13 protein-coding genes are annotated in these 17,534 nt (G+C 63.6%); 9 read left to right on the forward strand and 4 right to left on the reverse strand.

The features are described 5' to 3' along the window. Nucleotides 1–22: 22 nt before the first annotated feature. Complete coding sequence (locus BCY88_RS28770) at nt 23–1,912, forward strand: ABCB family ABC transporter ATP-binding protein/permease (RefSeq protein ID WP_120347559.1); 1,890 nt, start codon at nt 23–25, stop codon at nt 1,910–1,912. A gap of 36 nt (nt 1,913–1,948) precedes the next feature. On the opposite strand, the gene murU is transcribed toward BCY88_RS28770, so the two are convergent. Both murU and BCY88_RS28780 read right to left on the reverse strand, forming a co-directional pair. Then, nucleotides 1,949–2,662 carry an N-acetylmuramate alpha-1-phosphate uridylyltransferase MurU gene (gene murU, locus BCY88_RS28775; RefSeq protein WP_120347560.1) on the reverse strand — a complete coding sequence of 238 codons (714 nt, stop codon included), beginning with the start codon at nt 2,660–2,662 and terminating at the stop codon, nt 1,949–1,951. A gap of 3 nt (nt 2,663–2,665) precedes the next feature. Beyond that, nucleotides 2,666–3,745: an aminoglycoside phosphotransferase family protein gene (locus BCY88_RS28780; RefSeq protein WP_120347561.1), complete on the reverse strand. Its 1,080-nt coding sequence runs from the start codon at nt 3,743–3,745 to the stop codon at nt 2,666–2,668. 222 nt (nt 3,746–3,967) lie between these two features. Between BCY88_RS28780 and BCY88_RS28785 the strand changes: the two genes are divergently transcribed. The 4 genes from BCY88_RS28785 to rsmA all read left to right on the forward strand — a co-directional run bounded on the left by BCY88_RS28785 (nt 3,968) and on the right by rsmA (nt 9,824). After that, nucleotides 3,968–6,334: an LPS-assembly protein LptD gene (locus tag BCY88_RS28785; RefSeq protein WP_120347562.1), complete on the forward strand. Its 2,367-nt coding sequence runs from the start codon at nt 3,968–3,970 to the stop codon at nt 6,332–6,334. Nucleotides 6,335–6,401: 67 nt separating this feature from the next. Continuing rightward, complete coding sequence (locus tag BCY88_RS28790) at nt 6,402–7,766, forward strand: peptidylprolyl isomerase (protein ID WP_120347563.1); 1,365 nt, start codon at nt 6,402–6,404, stop codon at nt 7,764–7,766. A gap of 5 nt (nt 7,767–7,771) precedes the next feature. Beyond that, on the forward strand, nt 7,772–8,782 hold the full coding sequence (gene pdxA / locus BCY88_RS28795; protein ID WP_120347564.1) for a 4-hydroxythreonine-4-phosphate dehydrogenase PdxA: 1,011 nt from the start codon (nt 7,772–7,774) through the stop codon (nt 8,780–8,782). 172 nt (nt 8,783–8,954) lie between these two features. Then, on the forward strand, nt 8,955–9,824 hold the full coding sequence (gene rsmA / locus BCY88_RS28800; RefSeq protein ID WP_120347565.1) for a 16S rRNA (adenine(1518)-N(6)/adenine(1519)-N(6))-dimethyltransferase RsmA: 870 nt from the start codon (nt 8,955–8,957) through the stop codon (nt 9,822–9,824). Between the two features lie 65 nt (nt 9,825–9,889). Here rsmA and BCY88_RS28805 read toward each other — a convergent pair whose 3' ends face one another. Then, nucleotides 9,890–10,828 (reverse strand): DMT family transporter, encoded by a 939-nt coding sequence (locus BCY88_RS28805; protein ID WP_120347566.1) that lies wholly within the window; start codon nt 10,826–10,828, stop codon nt 9,890–9,892. 393 nt (nt 10,829–11,221) lie between these two features. Here BCY88_RS28805 and BCY88_RS28810 point away from each other — a divergent pair, with 393 nt between their 5' ends. After that, the gene (locus BCY88_RS28810; protein WP_120347567.1) at nt 11,222–12,331 is read left to right on the forward strand and encodes a porin; all 1,110 of its coding nucleotides are present in this window, start codon (nt 11,222–11,224) and stop codon (nt 12,329–12,331) included. A gap of 8 nt (nt 12,332–12,339) precedes the next feature. On the opposite strand, the gene BCY88_RS28815 is transcribed toward BCY88_RS28810, so the two are convergent. Next, nucleotides 12,340–13,686, reverse strand: coding sequence for an MFS transporter (locus BCY88_RS28815; RefSeq protein WP_183081476.1), 1,347 nt, complete (start codon nt 13,684–13,686; stop codon nt 12,340–12,342). 102 nt (nt 13,687–13,788) lie between these two features. On the opposite strand from BCY88_RS28815, the gene BCY88_RS28820 reads away from it, so the two are divergent. The 3 genes from BCY88_RS28820 to BCY88_RS28830 all read left to right on the forward strand — a co-directional run bounded on the left by BCY88_RS28820 (nt 13,789) and on the right by BCY88_RS28830 (nt 17,527). After that, a complete protein-coding gene (locus tag BCY88_RS28820) occupies nt 13,789–14,745 on the forward strand; it encodes a LysR family transcriptional regulator (protein ID WP_120347591.1) in 957 nt (318 codons plus the stop codon). A gap of 161 nt (nt 14,746–14,906) precedes the next feature. Further along, nucleotides 14,907–15,596: a TetR/AcrR family transcriptional regulator gene (locus BCY88_RS28825; protein ID WP_120347569.1), complete on the forward strand. Its 690-nt coding sequence runs from the start codon at nt 14,907–14,909 to the stop codon at nt 15,594–15,596. A gap of 110 nt (nt 15,597–15,706) precedes the next feature. Next, nucleotides 15,707–17,527, forward strand: a complete 1,821-nt coding sequence (locus tag BCY88_RS28830; RefSeq protein WP_120347570.1) for an alkyl sulfatase dimerization domain-containing protein — start codon at nt 15,707–15,709, stop codon at nt 17,525–17,527. Nucleotides 17,528–17,534: the final 7 nt, after the last annotated feature.

The raw sequence follows: 17,534 nt of genomic DNA on the forward strand, positions 1-17,534 counted from the left end.
CATACTCTCCCCAGCCGATCCCATGCGCCGTACGCCCTCGTCCGAACCTTCCCCGATCTCGACCCAGCCGCGCAATGACTGGCAGACGATCCTCTCGCTGCTGCCTTACCTCGCCACCTATAAATGGCGGGTCGGCTTCGCGCTGAGCTGCCTGATCGGCGCGAAGGTCGCCAACCTCGGCGTGCCGATCGTGATGAAACGGATCATCGACGGCCTCTCCTCGGTGAAGCATCTGACCGCCCTCGGCCGTGCGCACGATTCGCCTGGCATTGTGCTGCTGGGCGGCGTTGGTCTGATGGTGGTCGCCTATGCCGTGGTGCGGCTGTCCACCTCGTTGTTTACCGAGCTGCGCGAGATCCTGTTTGCGAAGGTGACCGAAAGCGCGGTGCGGCAGCTTGCGCTGAAAGTGTTCCGCCATTTGCATGCGCTGTCGCTGCGCTTTCATCTCGATCGGCAGACGGGTGGCATGTCGCGCGATATCGAACGCGGCACGCGCGGCATCACACAGCTGATTTCGTATTCGCTCTACAGCATCCTGCCCACGCTTGTCGAAGTCGGTCTCGTGCTCGGCTTTTTTCTCATCAAGTACGAGGCGTATTACGCGATCGTCACGTTTATCGCGCTCGCCGCGTACATCGTATTCACCGTGAAAGTCACCGAATGGCGCACGCATTTTCGCCGCACGATGAACGATCTCGATTCGAAGGCGAATTCGCGTGCGATCGATTCGCTGCTCAACTACGAGACGGTGAAGTACTTCGGCAACGAAGAGTGGGAAGCGCAGCGTTACGACGAAAACCTCAAACGCTATCGCACGGCCGCGATCAAATCGCAGCGCTCGTTGTCGGCGCTGAACTTCGGGCAGCAGGCGATCATCGGCACGGGTCTTGTGTTCATCCTGTGGCGCGCGACCGAAGGCGTGATGGCCGGGCGCCTCACGCTCGGCGATCTGGTGCTGATCAACACCTTCATGCTGCAGCTCTATATACCGCTGAATTTTCTGGGCGTCGTGTATCGGGAATTGAAGCAGAGCCTCACCGATATGGACCGCATGTTCACGCTGCTTGGCGCGACTCGGGAGGTGCCGGACGTGCCGGAGGCGCCGGCGTTGCGGGTGGCCGGAGCGCAGGTGCGCTTCGAACACGTGAACTTCTCGTATGAGCCGGCGCGGCAGATTCTGCACGACGTGAGTTTCACGATTCCGGCGGGCAGCACCACGGCGGTGGTCGGCCATAGCGGCTCGGGCAAATCGACGCTCGCGCGGCTGATGTTCCGTTTCTACGATCTGGATCGCGCAACGGGCGGTGCGATCACCATCGACGGGCAGGATATTCGCGACGTCACGCAGGATTCGCTGCGCGCTTCGATCGGTATCGTGCCGCAGGATACGGTGCTGTTCAACGATTCGATCTACTACAACATTGCTTATGGCCGTCCGTCGGCCACGCGCGAGGAAGTGATCGCGGCGGCGCGCGCGGCGCATATTCACGACTTTATCGAAGGACTGCCGAAGGGCTACGAGACGCCGGTCGGCGAGCGCGGTCTGAAGTTGTCCGGCGGGGAAAAGCAGCGCGTCGCGATTGCGCGGACCATCCTCAAGAATCCGCCCATCCTGCTGTTCGACGAAGCAACTTCAGCCCTCGACTCACGCTCGGAGCGCGCGATCCAACATGAGCTCGATCAGATCGCCCGCGAGCGCACGACGCTGATCATCGCGCACCGGTTGTCGACGGTGGTGCACGCGCAGCAGATCATCGTGATGGACAAGGGGCGCATTGTCGAGCGCGGCACGCATGCTGAATTGCTGAGTGCGAACGGGTTGTTCGCGCAGATGTGGGCGTTGCAGCAGCAGCGTGCCGGTGAGACGCCGGAGTCGGCGGAAACAGTCGGGGAGGGGGAAAGCGGACGGTGAGCAGGCGGCGGCGTGCGCCGCGTTTGCCTGCTTTATTTAGCGTGCGCTCAGGTGCTGATCCAACGCTTCCAGCTGCGCCGGTGTGCCGACGTTTTCCCACAAGCCCTCATACAACTCCCCGCTCGCGAGACCGCGCGCAATCGTCTCGCGGTAGTACGGCGTGAGCGCGCGCCGCGTGCCGCGCGGCAGATCGCGAAACATGCGCGTGTCGTACAGACCGATGCTGCCGAACGTCAGGTGTGGTTGCGCGTCGAGCGACAGCAAGCCGTCGACCAGCGCAAAATCGCCCTGCGGATGAAACGCCGGATTGGGCACCATCACCAGATGCATGCCCGGCTCGGGCAGCGCCTTTAGTGCGCCGGCATGCGCATTCAACGTGGCGTAGTCGAAATCGGCGTACACGTCGCCGGCGATTGCGGCGAACACCTCGCTCGCGCCGTCGTCCTCCAGCAGCGGCAGCGCCTGCGCGATACCGCCCGCCGTCTCCAGCGCTTCATGCTCGGCCGAGTAGCGCAGTTGCACGCCCCAGCGCGAACCGTCACCGAGCGCGGCTTCGATCCGCTCGCCGAGCCACGCGTGGTTGATCACAATGGTTCGGAAGCCGGCGCGCGCGAGGCGCTCGATCTGCCACACGATCAACGGCTTGCCGCCCACTTCGAGCAAAGGCTTGGGGCACGCGTCGGTCAACGGACGCATGCGCTCGCCGCGCCCGGCGGCGAAAATCATGGCTTTCTTCAGAGACATCGTCATCGGTCAGAACGTGTAGCCGACTTCATTCGCGCGGCCTTCGAGATCGTCGAGCAGCTTCGCGAACGGACGCAGCGGTGCATAGCGTTCGGCAACCTTGCGGGCATAACCGATGAAACGCGGCAGATCTTTCATGTAGTGCGGTTTGCCGTCGCGATAGTTGATCCGGCAGAACAGTCCCAGCACCTTGATGTGCCGTTGCAGCCCCATCCATTCGAGCTGACGGTAGAACTCGCCGAAATCCGGATCGACCGGCAGGCCGGCCTTTTTTGCGCGCTCCCAGTAGTACACGAAGCAATCCAGCTCGAATTCTTCGTCCCAGCCGAGGAAGGCGTCGCGCAGCAACGAGGCGACGTCGTAGGTGATCGGGCCATACACCGCGTCCTGGAAATCCAGCACGCCGGGATTCACGGGGTTGGGCGCGGCGGCGATCATCAGATTGCGCGGCATGAAATCGCGCAACATGAACACCTGCGGCTGCGCCCGCGCGCTCGCGATCAACAGCGCGAAGGTGCGATCGAGGACCCCGCGGGTCTTTTCGTCGACCTCACGGCTCAGATGGCGGCCGAGGAACCACTCCGGCATCAATTCCATCTCGCGGCGCAGGAAGGCTTCGTCGAACGGCGGCAGCACGCCTTCACGCGAGGTGAGCTGCCAGCGGATCAGCGCGTCGAGCGCGTCGCGCATCAGCGAGCGGGCACGGCGGGGGTCATCCGCGCTTTGTGCCTCGGTCAGCGCGCCGAGGTACGAATCGGTGCCCAGATCGGTGACCAGCATGAAGCCGGCGTCGAAGTCGACCTCCAGCACGCGCGGCACATGCACGTTGGCGGCCTCGAGCAACTGCGCGACCTGCACAAATTCGCGGCACTTTTCGGGCGGCGGGGCGTCGACGGCGATCAGGGTGCCGGCGCTTTCGCCTTGCGCCGCCTTACCGGCAAGCCGGAAATAGCGGCGAAAACTGGCGTCGGAAGAAGCCGGGGCCAGCGTGTCGAGTTCGAGCGCATAGCTTGCCGCGTGGGCTTTCAGCCAGGCCTCGAGCAGTTCGAGGCGGGTATCTGTGGAGTCTTTGGAATGGGGCAGCGTCATGAAAACCGGCGGCAAATTCAGAGGGGCAACGTCTTGCCATATAATACCCCACGACTTTTTTGACGCGACTCACGCCGGCTTTCGCGTGTTCCGCTTTACCGCCCGCCTCATCGTTCGACAGATTGTAAATATTGATGTGCAGCCGACTGTCACGGTCGGGGTGTGCAGGCGGTGGATCGTGACTGCAGAAGCTGACGGACGGGCCGATTCGCCAAACGATACATGCCGCCTAGACAGCTTTCCCAAACGACTCCCTCTTGTGCCGTAGTGCCGCGCAAAAGGCGGCTCGTAGCGGCGTTGATCGCCGTTCCGGGCCTGATGCCCGCGCTCGCGCACGCCCAGCTGGTGGGGGAAGCCGCGCAGCCGCAGCCTATCGACGCGCCATGGGGCATGCAACTCGCCCCGCAGCTTGAAGAACATTCGTTGCAGGCCGGCCAGAAGCCGGCCACTTTCGTGCTCGGCGACACGACGAGCGGCACCACCGATCAGGACCTGGCCGCCAAAGGCTCGGCCGAGGTGCGGCGTAACACCTTCGTGATCAAGGCCGACGCGCTGCACTACGATCAGGACACGGACATGGCCGATGCCTATGGCCGGGTTCACCTGAACAACAACGGCGCTGTCTTCGCCGGTCCGGAAGCGCATATGCGGGTGGACTCGAGCGAAGGCTACATGTCGGCGCCGAAGTACCACTTCAACGTGACGGGCGGCTCGGGCAGCGCGGAGCGCGTCGACCTGCTCGACAGCGAGCGCTCGGTGTTCACGAAGGGTACCTACACGGCTTGCTCGTGCACGGACAACCCGGCCTGGTATCTCAAGGGCACCGAGTTCGATTTCGATACCGGCGCGGACGAAGGCGTCGTGTACAACAGCGTGCTGTTTTTCCAGGGCGTACCGATCTTCGCTTCGCCGTGGATGTCGTTCCCGTTGTCGGGTGAGCGGCGCAGCGGCATTCTGCCGCCCACGTTCTCACTGAGTTCGTCGAACGGCTTCGAACTGTCGTTGCCGTACTACTTCAACATCGCGCCGAATCGCGATCTGACGCTCACGCCGCGTCTGATCTCGAAGCGCGGCGTGCAGTTGCAGGCGAACTTCCGTTATCTGTCGCCCACGTATTCGGGCTCGATCACCGGCGAATACCTGCCGGACGACCACCTGACCCACACCAACCGCTACGCGCTGTATATCCAGCACAACCAGAACTTCGGCAACGGGTTCGGCGGTTACATCTACTACAACAAGGTCTCGGACAATACGTATCCGGAAGACCTGTCGTCGTCGGTCAGTCAGTTCATGAACGGCACCCAGCTCCTGTATCAACAGGAAGCAGGGTTGACCTATAACAATGGCCCGTGGTCGGTCCTCGCGCGCGAACAGCACTGGCAGACGCTGACGCCTTCCATCGCGCCGTACGGCCGCGAGCCGCAGTTGAACGTGAAGTACGCGAAGTACAACGTCGGCGGTTTCGACTACGGCGCGGAAGCCGACTACACGAACTTCCGCATCACCACCGCGGACCTGACCCAGGGCCAGCGGGTGATGTTCAACCCGTACCTGTCGTATTCGGCGGTCGGGCCCGGTTACTTCGTGACGCCGAAGGTGCAGTTGCACCTCGCGTCGTACAACCTGAACAACATCAGCAGCGACGTGCCGGTCGGCACGCCGAAGAATTTCACCGAATCGATCCCGACGTTCAGCTTCGACACCGGGCTGATTTTCGACCGTTCGGTGCGGCTCTTCGGCCAGGATTACATCCAGACGCTGGAACCGCGGATTTACTACGTCTACACGCCGTACCGCAACCAGGCGTTCGCGCCGCTGTTCGATACGGCCGAGTCCGACTTCGGGCTCGCGGAAATCTTCACGCCGAACACGTTCGTCGGCAACGACCGGATCGCCGACGCGAACCGTCTGACCGCGGCCATCACCACGCGCTTCATCAACCCGGCAACGGGTGACGAACGCGCGCGCTTCGTGATCGCGCAGCAGTATTACTTCCAGGATCAGCGCGTCACGCTGACGCCGAACCAGACCAGCGCGCAGGCCACGCATTCGGACCTGATCCTGGGGGCGTCGCTCAAGCTCGGCGCCGGTTTCGCTTCGGAAACGGCGTTCCAATATAATGCCGACAACAACCAGTTGGTGAAGACGAGCGTCGGCTTCGGCTTCAGCCCGGCCTCCGGCAAGGTGATCAACGTCGCATATCGCTATACGCGCGCGAACACCACGCTGGACAACACGCCGATCAATCAGGTGCTGATCTCGGGGCAGTGGCCGCTGTCGCACCACGTGTACGGGGTGGGCCGTTTCAATTACGACCTGGGTGGGCATCGGATTGTCGACGGCCTGATCGGACTGCAATACGACGCCGACTGCTGGACGCTCGGTGCCGGGATCCAGCGCTATGCGAACGGTCTGAATACGTCGGGGCAGAATCAGTCGAGCACGCGGTTTCTCGCGCAGCTGACGCTCAAAGGCTTGTCGACCGTCGACAACGGGCTGATTCCGGCGTTCCGCGCCGGCGTGGCGGGCTACACCCCGTTGCCGCCGCCGCCGCCGCCGGAAGCGCGTTTCACCAATTACGAATGACGCTCGCCCGATCATTTATTGCATGCGAAAAGACGGGCCAGGCGCGCCCGACATCATTGGAGTATCTGTGGCAATCATGAAAAAGCTTCGCTTGGCAACACTTGCGGCCGGTCTTGTCGCCGCAGCGTCGTTCCTGTCGGCTGTGCCCGTTCAGGCGCAGGCACTGTCGTCCGGCAATAGCGGCCAGACGGTCGACACCATCGCCGCAGTGGTCAACAACGGTGTCATCACACGGCGCGAGCTCGACGATCGCATCGGCCTGATCACCCGCCGGCTGAACCAGCAGAACGCGCCGGTGCCTCCGATGGACCAGTTGCGCCAGCAGGTGCTCAACCAGATGGTGCTGGAGCGCATCCAGCTGCAGAAGGCCAAGGAAGACAACATCAATATCGACGACGCCGCCGTGCAGAAAACGCTCGAGCGGCTCGCGCAGGCGAACAACATGTCGCTCGACATGTATCGCTCGCGTATCGAGGCGCAAGGCGTGCCTTGGGCCACCTTCACCAAAGACGCGCGCACCGAGCTCACGCTCTCGCGTCTGCGTGAGAAGGAAGTGGACAGCAAGGTCACGGTGTCGGACGCCGAGGTCGCGAACTACATCGCCAGCCAGCGCGGCCCGAACGCCGGCCTCGCGAGCGATCTGCACCTTCAGCACATCTTCGTGAAGGCGCCGCTGAATGCCTCGGAAACCGACATCGAAACCGCGCAGAAAAAGGCTCAGGCGCTGTTGGCCGAAGCCAGGGGCGGCGCCAACTTCGAAAAGCTGGCGAAGTCGAATTCGCAGGCAGCGGATGCGTCGAAAGGCGGCGACACGGGTTTCGTGACGCCGTCCAAGCTGCCGCCTGAGTTCGTCAAGGCCGCTTCGGCGCTGCGCCCGGGCGAGGTCAATCCGGATCTGATCCGCACCAACGACGGTTTCGAAATCGTGCGCCTGGTCGATCGCCGTGCCGGCCAGGGCACCAGCTCCGATGCGCCGAAGCTCGTGCAAACGCACGTTCGCCACATTCTGCTGCGCGTCGGCGACGGTATGTCCGAGCCGCAAGCGCGTCAGAAGCTGCTCGAAATCAAGAACGAGATCGCCGCGGGCGGCGACTTCGCGAAGTTCGCCCATACCTACTCGCAAGACGGTTCGTCGTCGCAAGGCGGCGACCTCGGCTGGATCAGCCCGGGCGAGACGGTGCCGGAGTTCGAGCGCGCCATGAACAGTTTGCAGGACGGTCAGATCAGCGACCCGGTGCGCAGCGAATACGGTTACCACCTGATTCAGGTGCTGGGCCGCCGCGAATCGGAAGGCTCGGTTTCGCAGCAGATGGATCTGGCGCGTCAGGCGATCGGTCAGCGCAAGGCGGAACAGGCCTACGCCGACTGGCTGCGCGAACTGCGCGACACCGCCTACGTGGAAGTGAAGCCGTCTGTGGCGAGCATGCAATAAACACCATGACAACCGCCGCGCAGCCTACCAGCCTTCCGTTGCAGATCGCGATCACGACCGGCGAGCCCGCCGGCGTCGGCCCCGAGCTGACCGCGCAGGCGCTGGCGGGGGCGGCGGCGCATTGGCCTCACGCACAGTTCACCGTGCTGGGCGATGCGGACTTGCTGGCGGACCGCGCGCGCGCGGTGGGTGTCGATTGGGCCGCGCTGCTGGCTGACGGCAAGCGCGTGCGGGTGCAGCATCGGCCGCTCGGCACGCCTGCGCTGGCTGGCAAGCTGAACGCCGCCAATGGCCGCTACGTGCTCGATCTGCTCGACAGGGCGATCGACGGCGCCGTGGCCGGCACGTTCGACGCGATCGTTACCGCGCCGCTGCAAAAAAGCACCATCAACGACGCTGGCGTGCCGTTCACCGGCCACACGGAATATCTGGCCGAACGCACGCATACGCCGCGCGTGGTGATGATGCTGGCCGGCACCGGCAAGCGCCCGTTGCGCGTTGCGCTCGCTACCACGCACCTGCCGCTCAAAGACGTCTCCGCCGCGCTGACGGTCGAAGGTATCGTCGAGACCTTGCGCATCATCGATCACGATTTGCGCCACCACTTTGGCTTGCCCGCGCCGCGTATTCTCGTGACGGGTTTGAACCCGCACGCAGGCGAAAACGGCTATCTGGGCCGCGAGGAAATCGAGGTGATTTCTCCGGCACTGAAGCTGGCGAACGCGCAAGGCATCGACGCGCCCGGCCCCTACCCGGCGGACACCTTGTTCCAGCCGCGTTATCTGGAGCAAGCCGACTGCGTACTGGCCATGTTCCACGACCAGGGGCTGCCGGTGTTGAAATATGCGACCTTCGGCGAGGGCATCAACATCACGCTCGGCCTGCCGATCATTCGTACCTCGGTCGATCACGGCACCGCACTCGATCTGGCCGGTACCGGCCGTGCCGACGCGGGCAGTCTGATCGCCGCGATCGATACGGCGGTTTCGATGGCGCAGCACCGCCGCGCGGGCTGATCCAGCAGCCGCGCAGAAGGGGCGTACGCACGTCTCGCCGTTTGCTGTTCGCGCGCTCGTTGCGGCTGGTCCAGGTTCGTTCCCGGCTTGTGCCCGGCTTGTGCCCGATTTGTTGCCGGGTCGTTCCCGGTACTCCTATTCTTAAGCAGTTCTCTTTCAAAGCGTTTCTTCGATGTCCACCAGCAGACAGCAGCAGGGCCGGCACCAGGGCCATATCGCGCGCAAGCGTTTCGGGCAGAATTTTCTGGTCGACATGGGCGTGATCGATTCGATCGTCGACGTGATCCGGCCGCAGCGCGGCGAGCGCATGGTCGAGATCGGGCCGGGGCTTGGTGCGCTGACCGAGCCGTTGATCGAGCGCCTGGCGACGCCCGAAGCGCCGTTGCACGCGGTTGAACTGGATCGGGATCTGATTGGCCGTCTCAAGACAAAATTCGGCGACCTGCTTGAGTTGCATGCGGGCGACGCGCTCGCCTTCGACTTCGGCACGCTGGCAGCACCCGGTGAGAAGGCGTCGCTGCGCATTGTCGGCAATCTGCCGTACAACATTTCGAGCCCCTTGCTGTTTCATCTGACCGCGTTCGCGGATCGCGTGATCGATCAGCATTTCATGCTGCAGAACGAAGTGGTCGACCGCATGGTGGCGGAGCCGGGCACCAAGGCGTTCAGCCGCCTCTCGGTGATGCTGCAATACCGCTACGTGATCGACAAGCAACTCGATGTGCCGCCTGAAGCGTTCAATCCGCCGCCGAAAGTCGATTCGGCGATCGTACGGATGATCCCGTACGAACTGCATGAGCTGCCTGCCGTGGACGCGCGCGTGCTCGGTGAAGTGGTGACCGCGGCCTTCTCGCAGCGGCGCAAGATGCTGCGCAACACGTTGGCCGCGTTTCGCGATTCGGTGGATTTCGAGGCGCTAGGTTTCGATCTGCAACGCCGCGCCGAAGATGTGCCGGTGGCCGAATATGTGCGTGTGGCGCAGATCGTCGAGACTTCGCCGACGCGCGGCGCCGCCGCGGAAACCGGGACCGACGACGCTTAAGTCGCGTTGCACGGTCTTGAAAGAAGCGCGCTGCGCCCTGCAGCGCGTGCGAAACACGCCACGCTTTAAGCCGCAGCCCGCTGCTTTGCCGGTGCGTTGACCAGCGCAATGCCGATCAGCACCAGCGCCGCGGCCATCAGAAAGCGCGAACTGAACGACTCGCCGAGCAGCAGCACGCCGAAGGTCACGCCGAACAATGGCGTCAGGAACGAGAACACCGACAGGCGCGACGCGATGTAACGCGTCAACAGCCAGAACCACACCAGATAGCTGACGAACGCCACGATCACCGCCTGATACGCGAGGCTCATCACTGCCAGCGGCGTGACGGCGTCTACCCGTGCCTCGCCGAGTCCTGCGGCGAGCACGAGCAGCACGACAGCCGACACCGCCAATTGATAAAACAGCGTCTTGCTGGCGCTCGAGTGGGCGAGACGCGTGGCGCGCACCACCACGGTGGTCGCGGCCCAGGCGGCGCCGGCCAGCACGCCGAGCGCGTCGCCGACGAGGCTCTTCAGGGGCGAGTCCTGAGCCGTGTGGCCGTGCAGGAAGCCGTCCGCAAACGCCAGCCCCATGCCCGCGAACGCCACCAGGATGCCGAGCCATTGAATGCGGCGCATCCGCTCGCCGTCGGCGAACCAGTGCAGCCCGAGTGCCGTGAAACACGGCGCGGTGTAGAGAAAGACCGCCATGCGCGAGGCGCTGGTCAGCGTCAGGCCGAGAAAAATGCACACGAATTCCCCGGCGAACAGCATGCCCGCGAGTAGGCCCGCGCCTAGCGTGCCGTCGTCGCGAAACAGCGGGGTGCCGCGCGAGCGCGCCCAGCCCCAGACCAGCAGCGCCGCGATCGCCGAGCGCAGACCCGCCTGGAATACCGGCGGCAGGGCTGCGTTGGTGGTCTTGATTGCGACTTGCTGGAATCCCCAGATGGCGCACAAGCCAATCATCAGCAGAATGGCGAAGCTATCCGGGGTGCGGCGCGTAGGCAGGGCGGTGGCGCTCATGGGTCTCGTGGGGTGGCGGTTATAGGTCATACGATATCAAATCCGCCCGCGCCGCCATGCGATGACCCCACCGCCTACGCGTGCTTCTTACAAGCTGCAAGCGTTTCGATGACAGAACAACACTTATGTCAGTCTATTTTCTTACAGCCCTGATTTCGCGCTAAGGTTCATCCACGCGCATTTCGTCAGCTTATTCAAACAGTCTGTGTTAGCCGTCATGCACGGTTCTGCAATGGAACCGGCTGCGGACCTGCCGATTTGCGTGGCCTTGAGCGAGCAGCGTGCCGGACCTTTGCAGCAAGGGTGACGGCGGCGAATACCCGTGAGTACCTGTAATGCCTGGCAGGACCTGGTAGAACCTGGTGCAAGCGGGAACCTGTACGAGGAGACGAAATGAAGAACATAAGCAGGTGGGCGATGGCGGCCATGCCCGCGGCCTTGGCGTGTCAAATGGCGCAGGCCCAATCGAGTGTGACGCTTTACGGCGTGATCGACGAGAGCGTGCGATATCTGACCCATGCGAACCAGGCCGGTGATTCGTCGGTTGCGCTCGGCAATGGCGGCATGACGGAGAGCCGCTGGGGTATCAGGGGCACCGAGGATCTGGGTGGCGGCTGGTCGACGTTCTTCAAACTCGAAAACCGCTTCTACATGAATACCGGCCAAAGCGATCCCACCTTGCCGTTCTTCAATGAAGCACAAGTGGGTGTGCGTTCGGATTCCTATGGTCAGGTGATCTTCGGCCGTCAGTACAACGTGATGATCGAGGGCGTGACCATCGGCGGCTACGGCAGCAATCTCTGGATTCCATACGATTTCAGCTTCCAGCCTGAAGTGACGATGACCGGCGGTATCTGGACCAGCAACCAGGTGCAGTACCAGGCCAAATATAACGGCTTCCATCTTGCCGCAGGCTACGCATTCGGCGGCAATGCGGGCAACTCATACGGCAGCCAGGTCGGCGCGGCGCTCGCTTACGCGCCGGGTGGCCCTTTCACCTTCGGCGGCGCGTATCAGGAGTCGAAAGATTCGGTCAACGGCGCCGCCGCGAAAGCGTGGACCTTTGGCGGGTCGTACACGTGGAACATGACCCGCTTCTCCGCCGGCTATATCGTCAATCAGAATGACGCCGGCTTTTCGAATTTTGCCAATGGGCCGTTCACCGCACCCGCGTTGGCCGCGCTCAAGTACACCGACTTTTCGCGGCGCCGCATGATCATGGGTGGCATCACGCAGCAGGTCGGCCGTGCGTGGCACTTCGCGGCGAACGTCTGGCGCACCCTGCAGGACGGCAAAACCGCCGCGCAGGACGGCTCGGCATGGCAGTATCAACTGGTCGCCGACTACAACCTTTCCTTGCGCACCGATATCTATCTGGAAGGCGACTACTCGCTGTATCGGGGTGGCCTGATCGGCGCGCAATTGCAAGGCGTCAATGGTGTCGGGCTCGCACAGAAGGGGAGCCAGATCGGCCTGATGGCCGGCATGCGGCATCAGTTCTGAGCGCCGGCTCAACGCGGCGTGCCTTCCATGCGCAGCTTCGAGCGTTGCGGATCGATTAACGCGAAACCCGCTGTGCCGACGATCAGCAGCAACGCGCCGGTTACTGCAAAGCCGATCTCGTAACCGCGCGCGTCGCCTGCCGCGCCGAGCAGCTTGCCCATCGCGACCGGTCCGATCAGTCCTGCGGTAGTGACGATCGAATTGGTGATCGCGAGCAGGGCCCCGCGCCGTGCCGCCGGCGCGACTTCGGCAACCAGCATCGGACCGAAGGTGAACGTCTGGATTGCCAGCGCACTGGCAAGCCCCATCAAGGCGACTTTGACGAACGGCGGGGCACCGAACAGCAATGAGCCGTACGCGAACCCGCTCACCACGCAGGCCGCGCTGATCAGCTTGCCGCGTGCCACCCTGGAGGACACACCGCGCTTGAGCATGCGATGCGAAGCCATCGCGAGCGCGATGCCGAGCGGGATCTGCGCCGCGACTTGCAGCGCGAATAGCCAGCCGGCCTGGGTCGCGCCAAAGCCGAGGCCGAGCCGGAAATACGCCGGTACCCAGGTAAAGCCGATCGCAATCACCGCATAGCCGACAAAGCATTGCAGCATCACGCCGATGACAGTGCGGTCGCTCAGCATGCGCCGAAAGCGCGGTGACGCCGTGCGCGGACCCGCCGCCACGAGCACCAACGCAGGTGTCGAGTTGTGCTGACGATTGCCTGTCTTGCCCAGGCACAGCCACAAGACCGTCCAGGCGACGCCAACCGCACCGAGCGTGAGAAACGTTGTATGCCAGTGCCACCGCTGCGAAATATAGGTGAGCACCGGCCCCGCGATGATGACGCCCGCCGTCGCCCCTTGTTGCACGATGACGGTGGGGAGATTGCGCTCGTGGTCGTCGAACCAGGTGTAGACCACATGCAGCGCGAGCGGCGAGGCCGGTCCTTCGCCCGCCCCCAGCAGCACGCGGCACAGCAGCAACACGGCAAAGCTGGTCGGCCATGCGAGCGGCAACTGCGCTATCGCCCAGATCAGCGCGAGCGCGGCGAGCAGCCATTTCATATTGACGCGGTCGGCGAACAGGCCGACGGCGATACCCGAAATCGAGAACAACACAAAAAACGCGCTGCCGACGAGGCCGAATTGAGCATGCGTCAGTTGCATGTCATGCATCATTGGGATCGCGACCAGACCGAGCACGGCTTTGTCGGCGAAATTGATCAGCATGAACAGGAACAGCGAGGCGACGATTATCCAGCGGCGGCCCTGTGCGGCCTCGTGCGCGTGGGTGGGCTGGACCGGCGCTGTGTCGCCGGTAAGCGCCGTGCAGCGTTTCGTGCTGCTGAGGATGGTGGGCAAGGCGTGTCTCCGTTTCTTGCGCGGGGCGCTGGGTTTTCGCCCATTTGAGGTGGTATAAGTGAATTGTTCAAGTGCATTCTCGTTATCGGGAGCTTGCAAATCATGCATGAGGTCAATTCCCGCCGCCTTGGCCATCTGATCGCGCTGGCCGAGGAAGGCAGTTTTGCGCGCGCGGCTGAGCGCGTTCATTTGAGCCAGCCTGCGTTGAGCCGCAGCATCCAGGCGCTGGAAGAAGAAGTCGGCATGAAGCTGTTCGACCGTGCCGCGCGCGGCGTTGCGATGACGGCGGCCGGGCGGCTGCTGGTCGAACGCGCGCGGCGTGTGCTGTTCGAAACGCGCTGTCTGTTTCGCGACGTCGAACTGCTGAAGGCGCATGAACTCGGCGAGGTGCGTATTGGCCTCGGACCCTATGCGGCTGTCATTCTGCTGCCGGACCTGCTGGTGGAATTCGCGCGGCGCTTTCCGAAGATCAAGGTGTCGATCGAACTCGGCGAAGGCGATGGGCTGCTTGCGAAGCTGCGTGCCGAGCAGATCGATTTTCTCGTCACCGACCGCCGGGTGCCGCCCGTCACGCCCGATGTCACGTTGCAGCGCCTGCCGCGTCACGAGGGCGGCTGGTTCGCGCGGCCGGACCATCCCCTGTTTGCACGCGACACCGTGCCGCTAGCGGCGTTGCGCGAGTTCCCGCTCGTCTCGGTGAGCTTGCCCGCGTTCATGAAGGACGCCCTGCATCGCCTGCTCAAATATCGCGCTCACGAGCAGATTCCGTTGCAGATCGAATGCAATGACGTGGCGGTGCTCAAGGACGTCGTCGCCCAGACCGATGCCGTGCTGTTCGCCACGGCGTCTGCCGTGCGGCGCGATCTGGAAATGCGGCGGCTCGCGCGCATCCCGCTCATCAATCCTCCGCGTCTCGCACTTGAATTCGCGCTGGTCTATCTGGCCGAGCGCACGCCTTCGCCCGCTGCGTATTCCGCGCTGGGACTTGCTGAGCAGGTGATGGAGGACGCCAACCGCGCCGCGCAGGGTCTGCTGCACCCAGGCGCCGTGATGACGTAGCGGGCGGGTGAACGGCCGGCCGCGCGCTCGCATGATTGCTCCGTGATTACCCTGGATGCGGTTGACACAGTGGCCTCAATCACGGACGATCCGGAATCAAGATTCCGGTTTTCCGTGAGTCCTCCTTTTTATCAAAGCAGCGAACCGAGGCTGAACAACGCATGACGACGACTTCACCGCGCGGCCGCGAAACTCCGTCCAGCACTATCGCGGCGCCGCGTCAGACGCGCAGTCAGCAAGGGCTCGTTCGCATGCTGCAAGCCGGGCGTGAACTGATTGAAGCGAGCGGCAATCTCGACGATCTGTCGATCAACGACATCGTCGAGCGTGCGGGTACGTCGATCGGCGCGTTCTATCGGCGCTTCGATAACAAAGACGCCTTCTTCGATGTCGTGCAGGATGCGGCGATGGAAGAAGGGCTCGCGCATGTACGCGAAACCGTCGAGCGTGACCCGGCCTGGCGTTCGAACGATGCGGGCACGCTTGCCGATGCGGTCATTTCGTTTTACATCGCAACGTTCCGGCGCAATCGCGGGCTCTATCACGCGTCATTGCTGCGGGCGTCACAGCGCAAAGCGAGTTGGGACGTCGTGAAATCGGCCAATCACGATGTTCTGGCCATGATCGTGCCGCGTCTCGTCAGCGCGCTGGCGCAGTCGCGCGGCATCAAGGCCGATCACGACACGGCCCAGGCGCTCGAATTCGAGGTGCGCGCCACCTTGCAGATGATCCTCGGCATGCTGGTCAACAGCGTGCTGAACGACCCCGGCCCTTTGTCGCTGTCCAGCCGGCAATTGCGCCCCTGGCTGCAGATTCGGCTGCGGCGCTGCCTCGGGCTGGCGGACGGCTGATTTTTTTTGCCTAAAAATCGGAATCCAAATTCCGGTTACAAACAACAGAAACCTATCCCGATGCCGCGCGCTTTCCGTTACGCGCCGTCGAACATTCAAGGAGACACCGCATGAGTTCATGTTGCCCGGAACGGGTCCGCAACCCTGCCTTCGACGCGCCGCATATCGGCGAACCGCTCGATGTCGCGTTCGACGCCGGCGTGAATCTCGCGTTCGCCGTCGCCGCACCGACTGTGCCGCCGCGCCTCACCGAACACTCGCGGCGCATGGCGCAGCGCATCTATCGCGTTGCCGGGCGCGTGTATTGCGCGGTCGGCTATGCGATCGCGAACATCATCTTCGTGGTGGGCGACGACGGCATCGTGGTCATCGATGCAACCGAGGCGGTGTCCGCCGCCAAACGCATCTATGAGGACTTCTGCGCGATCGATCCGCGCCACGCCGGACTGCCGGTCAAGGCGGTGGTCTACACGCACAACCACACGGATCACACCGGCGGTGTGCGTGCTTTCGTCGACGAAGCCGCGCTCGAGGCGGGCAGCGTCGAGATCATCGCGCACCGCTCTCTGATGGACACGGTAATCAACAACGCGAACCTCGTGGCGCCGATTCTCGCCACGCGTTCGGCCTACAGCTTCGGCACGCTGCTGCCGGCCGGCGCGACCGGCAAGGTCAATGCGGGTATCGGGCCGGTGCTGATCGCGGAGCCGGCGAGCTTCTTCGCGCCGACCCGCGTGTTCGACGACCGGCTCGATATCGTGCTGGCGGGCGTGCGCTTCGAGTTTCGCTACGCGCCTTCCGAAGCCGACGACGAAATCGTCATGTGGCTGCCCGAACTCGGTGTGCTGCTGTCGGCGGAAGTCATCCAGGGCGAATGCCTCGCAAACGTGCATACGCTGCGCGGCACGCGTTACCGCGATCCGGTGCGCTGGTATCAGACGATCGACATGATGCGCGGTTTCAATGCGTCTCACATGGTGCCGGCGCATGGCCGGCCGGTATCGGGCGCGCAGTATGTCGCCGAAGTGCTGTGCGTCTATCGCGACGCCATCCAGTTCATCCACGACCAGACCATTCGCCACATGAACTTCGGTCTGAGTCCGGACGAACTCGCCGAGGCGATTCCCGCGCTGCCGCCTCATCTCGCGGAGCATGCGTGGCTCGGCGAGTACTACGGCACGGTCAAGCACTCGGTGCGTCAGGTGTACAGCGGTCAGCTAGGCTGGTTCGATGGCGATCCGGCGTCGCTCGATCCGCTGCCACGCGCCGAACGTGCGCAGCGCATGGTGAAGATGATGGGCGGTGTGGAGCCGGTGCGCGCTGCAGCGCGCATCGCTTTGGGCGACGGCGACTGGCGCTGGGCCGCGGAACTGGCCACGCTGCTGGTGCGGCTCGATACAAGCGACACCGACGCCCGCAACATTAAAGCGAGCGCGTTGCGCGAACTGGGCTACCGCACGGTGAACACCAACTGGCGCAACTGGTATCTGAGCGCGGCACGCGAACTCGAACATGCCTACGACGAACTGCCGTTCGCCGGCAGTTCGAGTCTCGCCTCGGTGGATGTCTTGCGCGCCCAGCCGTTGCGCAACGTGTTCCAGCGCTTCAGCGTGAACGTCGATCCGCAACGTTGCGCCGATGTGCAGATGACGCTCGCGTTCCGCGTGACGGATCGCAATGAAACGCATGCGCTCGAGCTGCGGCGTGGCGTATTGCAGATTCACGAGCGCACCCCCGCGGTGATCGACGTTCAGCTCGCGCTGGAAACCGGCACCTTGTACGGCATGCTGCGCGACATGGCGACGCAGTTGCCGATGGGGCTCGAGAACGGCACAGTAAAGCTCGAGCGCGGCACGACCGGGCAGCTGCGTGGCTTCTTCGATTGCTTCGACCGGCCGGCACGGCGGATGCCCGCCCTGGCTACGCGATAGAGGCGGG

This window comes from Paraburkholderia fungorum (assembly GCF_003610895.1).
In the GTDB taxonomy this organism is placed as follows: Bacteria; Pseudomonadota; Gammaproteobacteria; order Burkholderiales; family Burkholderiaceae; genus Paraburkholderia; species Paraburkholderia fungorum_B.

What these genes read in the sequence shown, in the direction of transcription:
- BCY88_RS28770 (WP_120347559.1), top strand. Translation starts at nt 23, where the DNA reads ATGCGCCGTACGCCCTCGTCCGAACCTTCCCCGATCTCGACCCAGCCG.
- BCY88_RS28805 (WP_120347566.1), bottom strand. Translation starts at nt 10,828, where the DNA reads ATGAGCGCCACCGCCCTGCCTACGCGCCGCACCCCGGATAGCTTCGCC.
- murU (WP_120347560.1), bottom strand. Translation starts at nt 2,662, where the DNA reads ATGACGATGTCTCTGAAGAAAGCCATGATTTTCGCCGCCGGGCGCGGC.
- BCY88_RS28780 (WP_120347561.1), bottom strand. Translation starts at nt 3,745, where the DNA reads ATGACGCTGCCCCATTCCAAAGACTCCACAGATACCCGCCTCGAACTG.
- pdxA (WP_120347564.1), top strand. Translation starts at nt 7,772, where the DNA reads ATGACAACCGCCGCGCAGCCTACCAGCCTTCCGTTGCAGATCGCGATC.
- BCY88_RS28810 (WP_120347567.1), top strand. Translation starts at nt 11,222, where the DNA reads ATGAAGAACATAAGCAGGTGGGCGATGGCGGCCATGCCCGCGGCCTTG.
- BCY88_RS28785 (WP_120347562.1), top strand. Translation starts at nt 3,968, where the DNA reads ATGCCGCCTAGACAGCTTTCCCAAACGACTCCCTCTTGTGCCGTAGTG.
- BCY88_RS28820 (WP_120347591.1), top strand. Translation starts at nt 13,789, where the DNA reads ATGCATGAGGTCAATTCCCGCCGCCTTGGCCATCTGATCGCGCTGGCC.
- BCY88_RS28825 (WP_120347569.1), top strand. Translation starts at nt 14,907, where the DNA reads ATGACGACGACTTCACCGCGCGGCCGCGAAACTCCGTCCAGCACTATC.
- BCY88_RS28830 (WP_120347570.1), top strand. Translation starts at nt 15,707, where the DNA reads ATGAGTTCATGTTGCCCGGAACGGGTCCGCAACCCTGCCTTCGACGCG.
- rsmA (WP_120347565.1), top strand. Translation starts at nt 8,955, where the DNA reads ATGTCCACCAGCAGACAGCAGCAGGGCCGGCACCAGGGCCATATCGCG.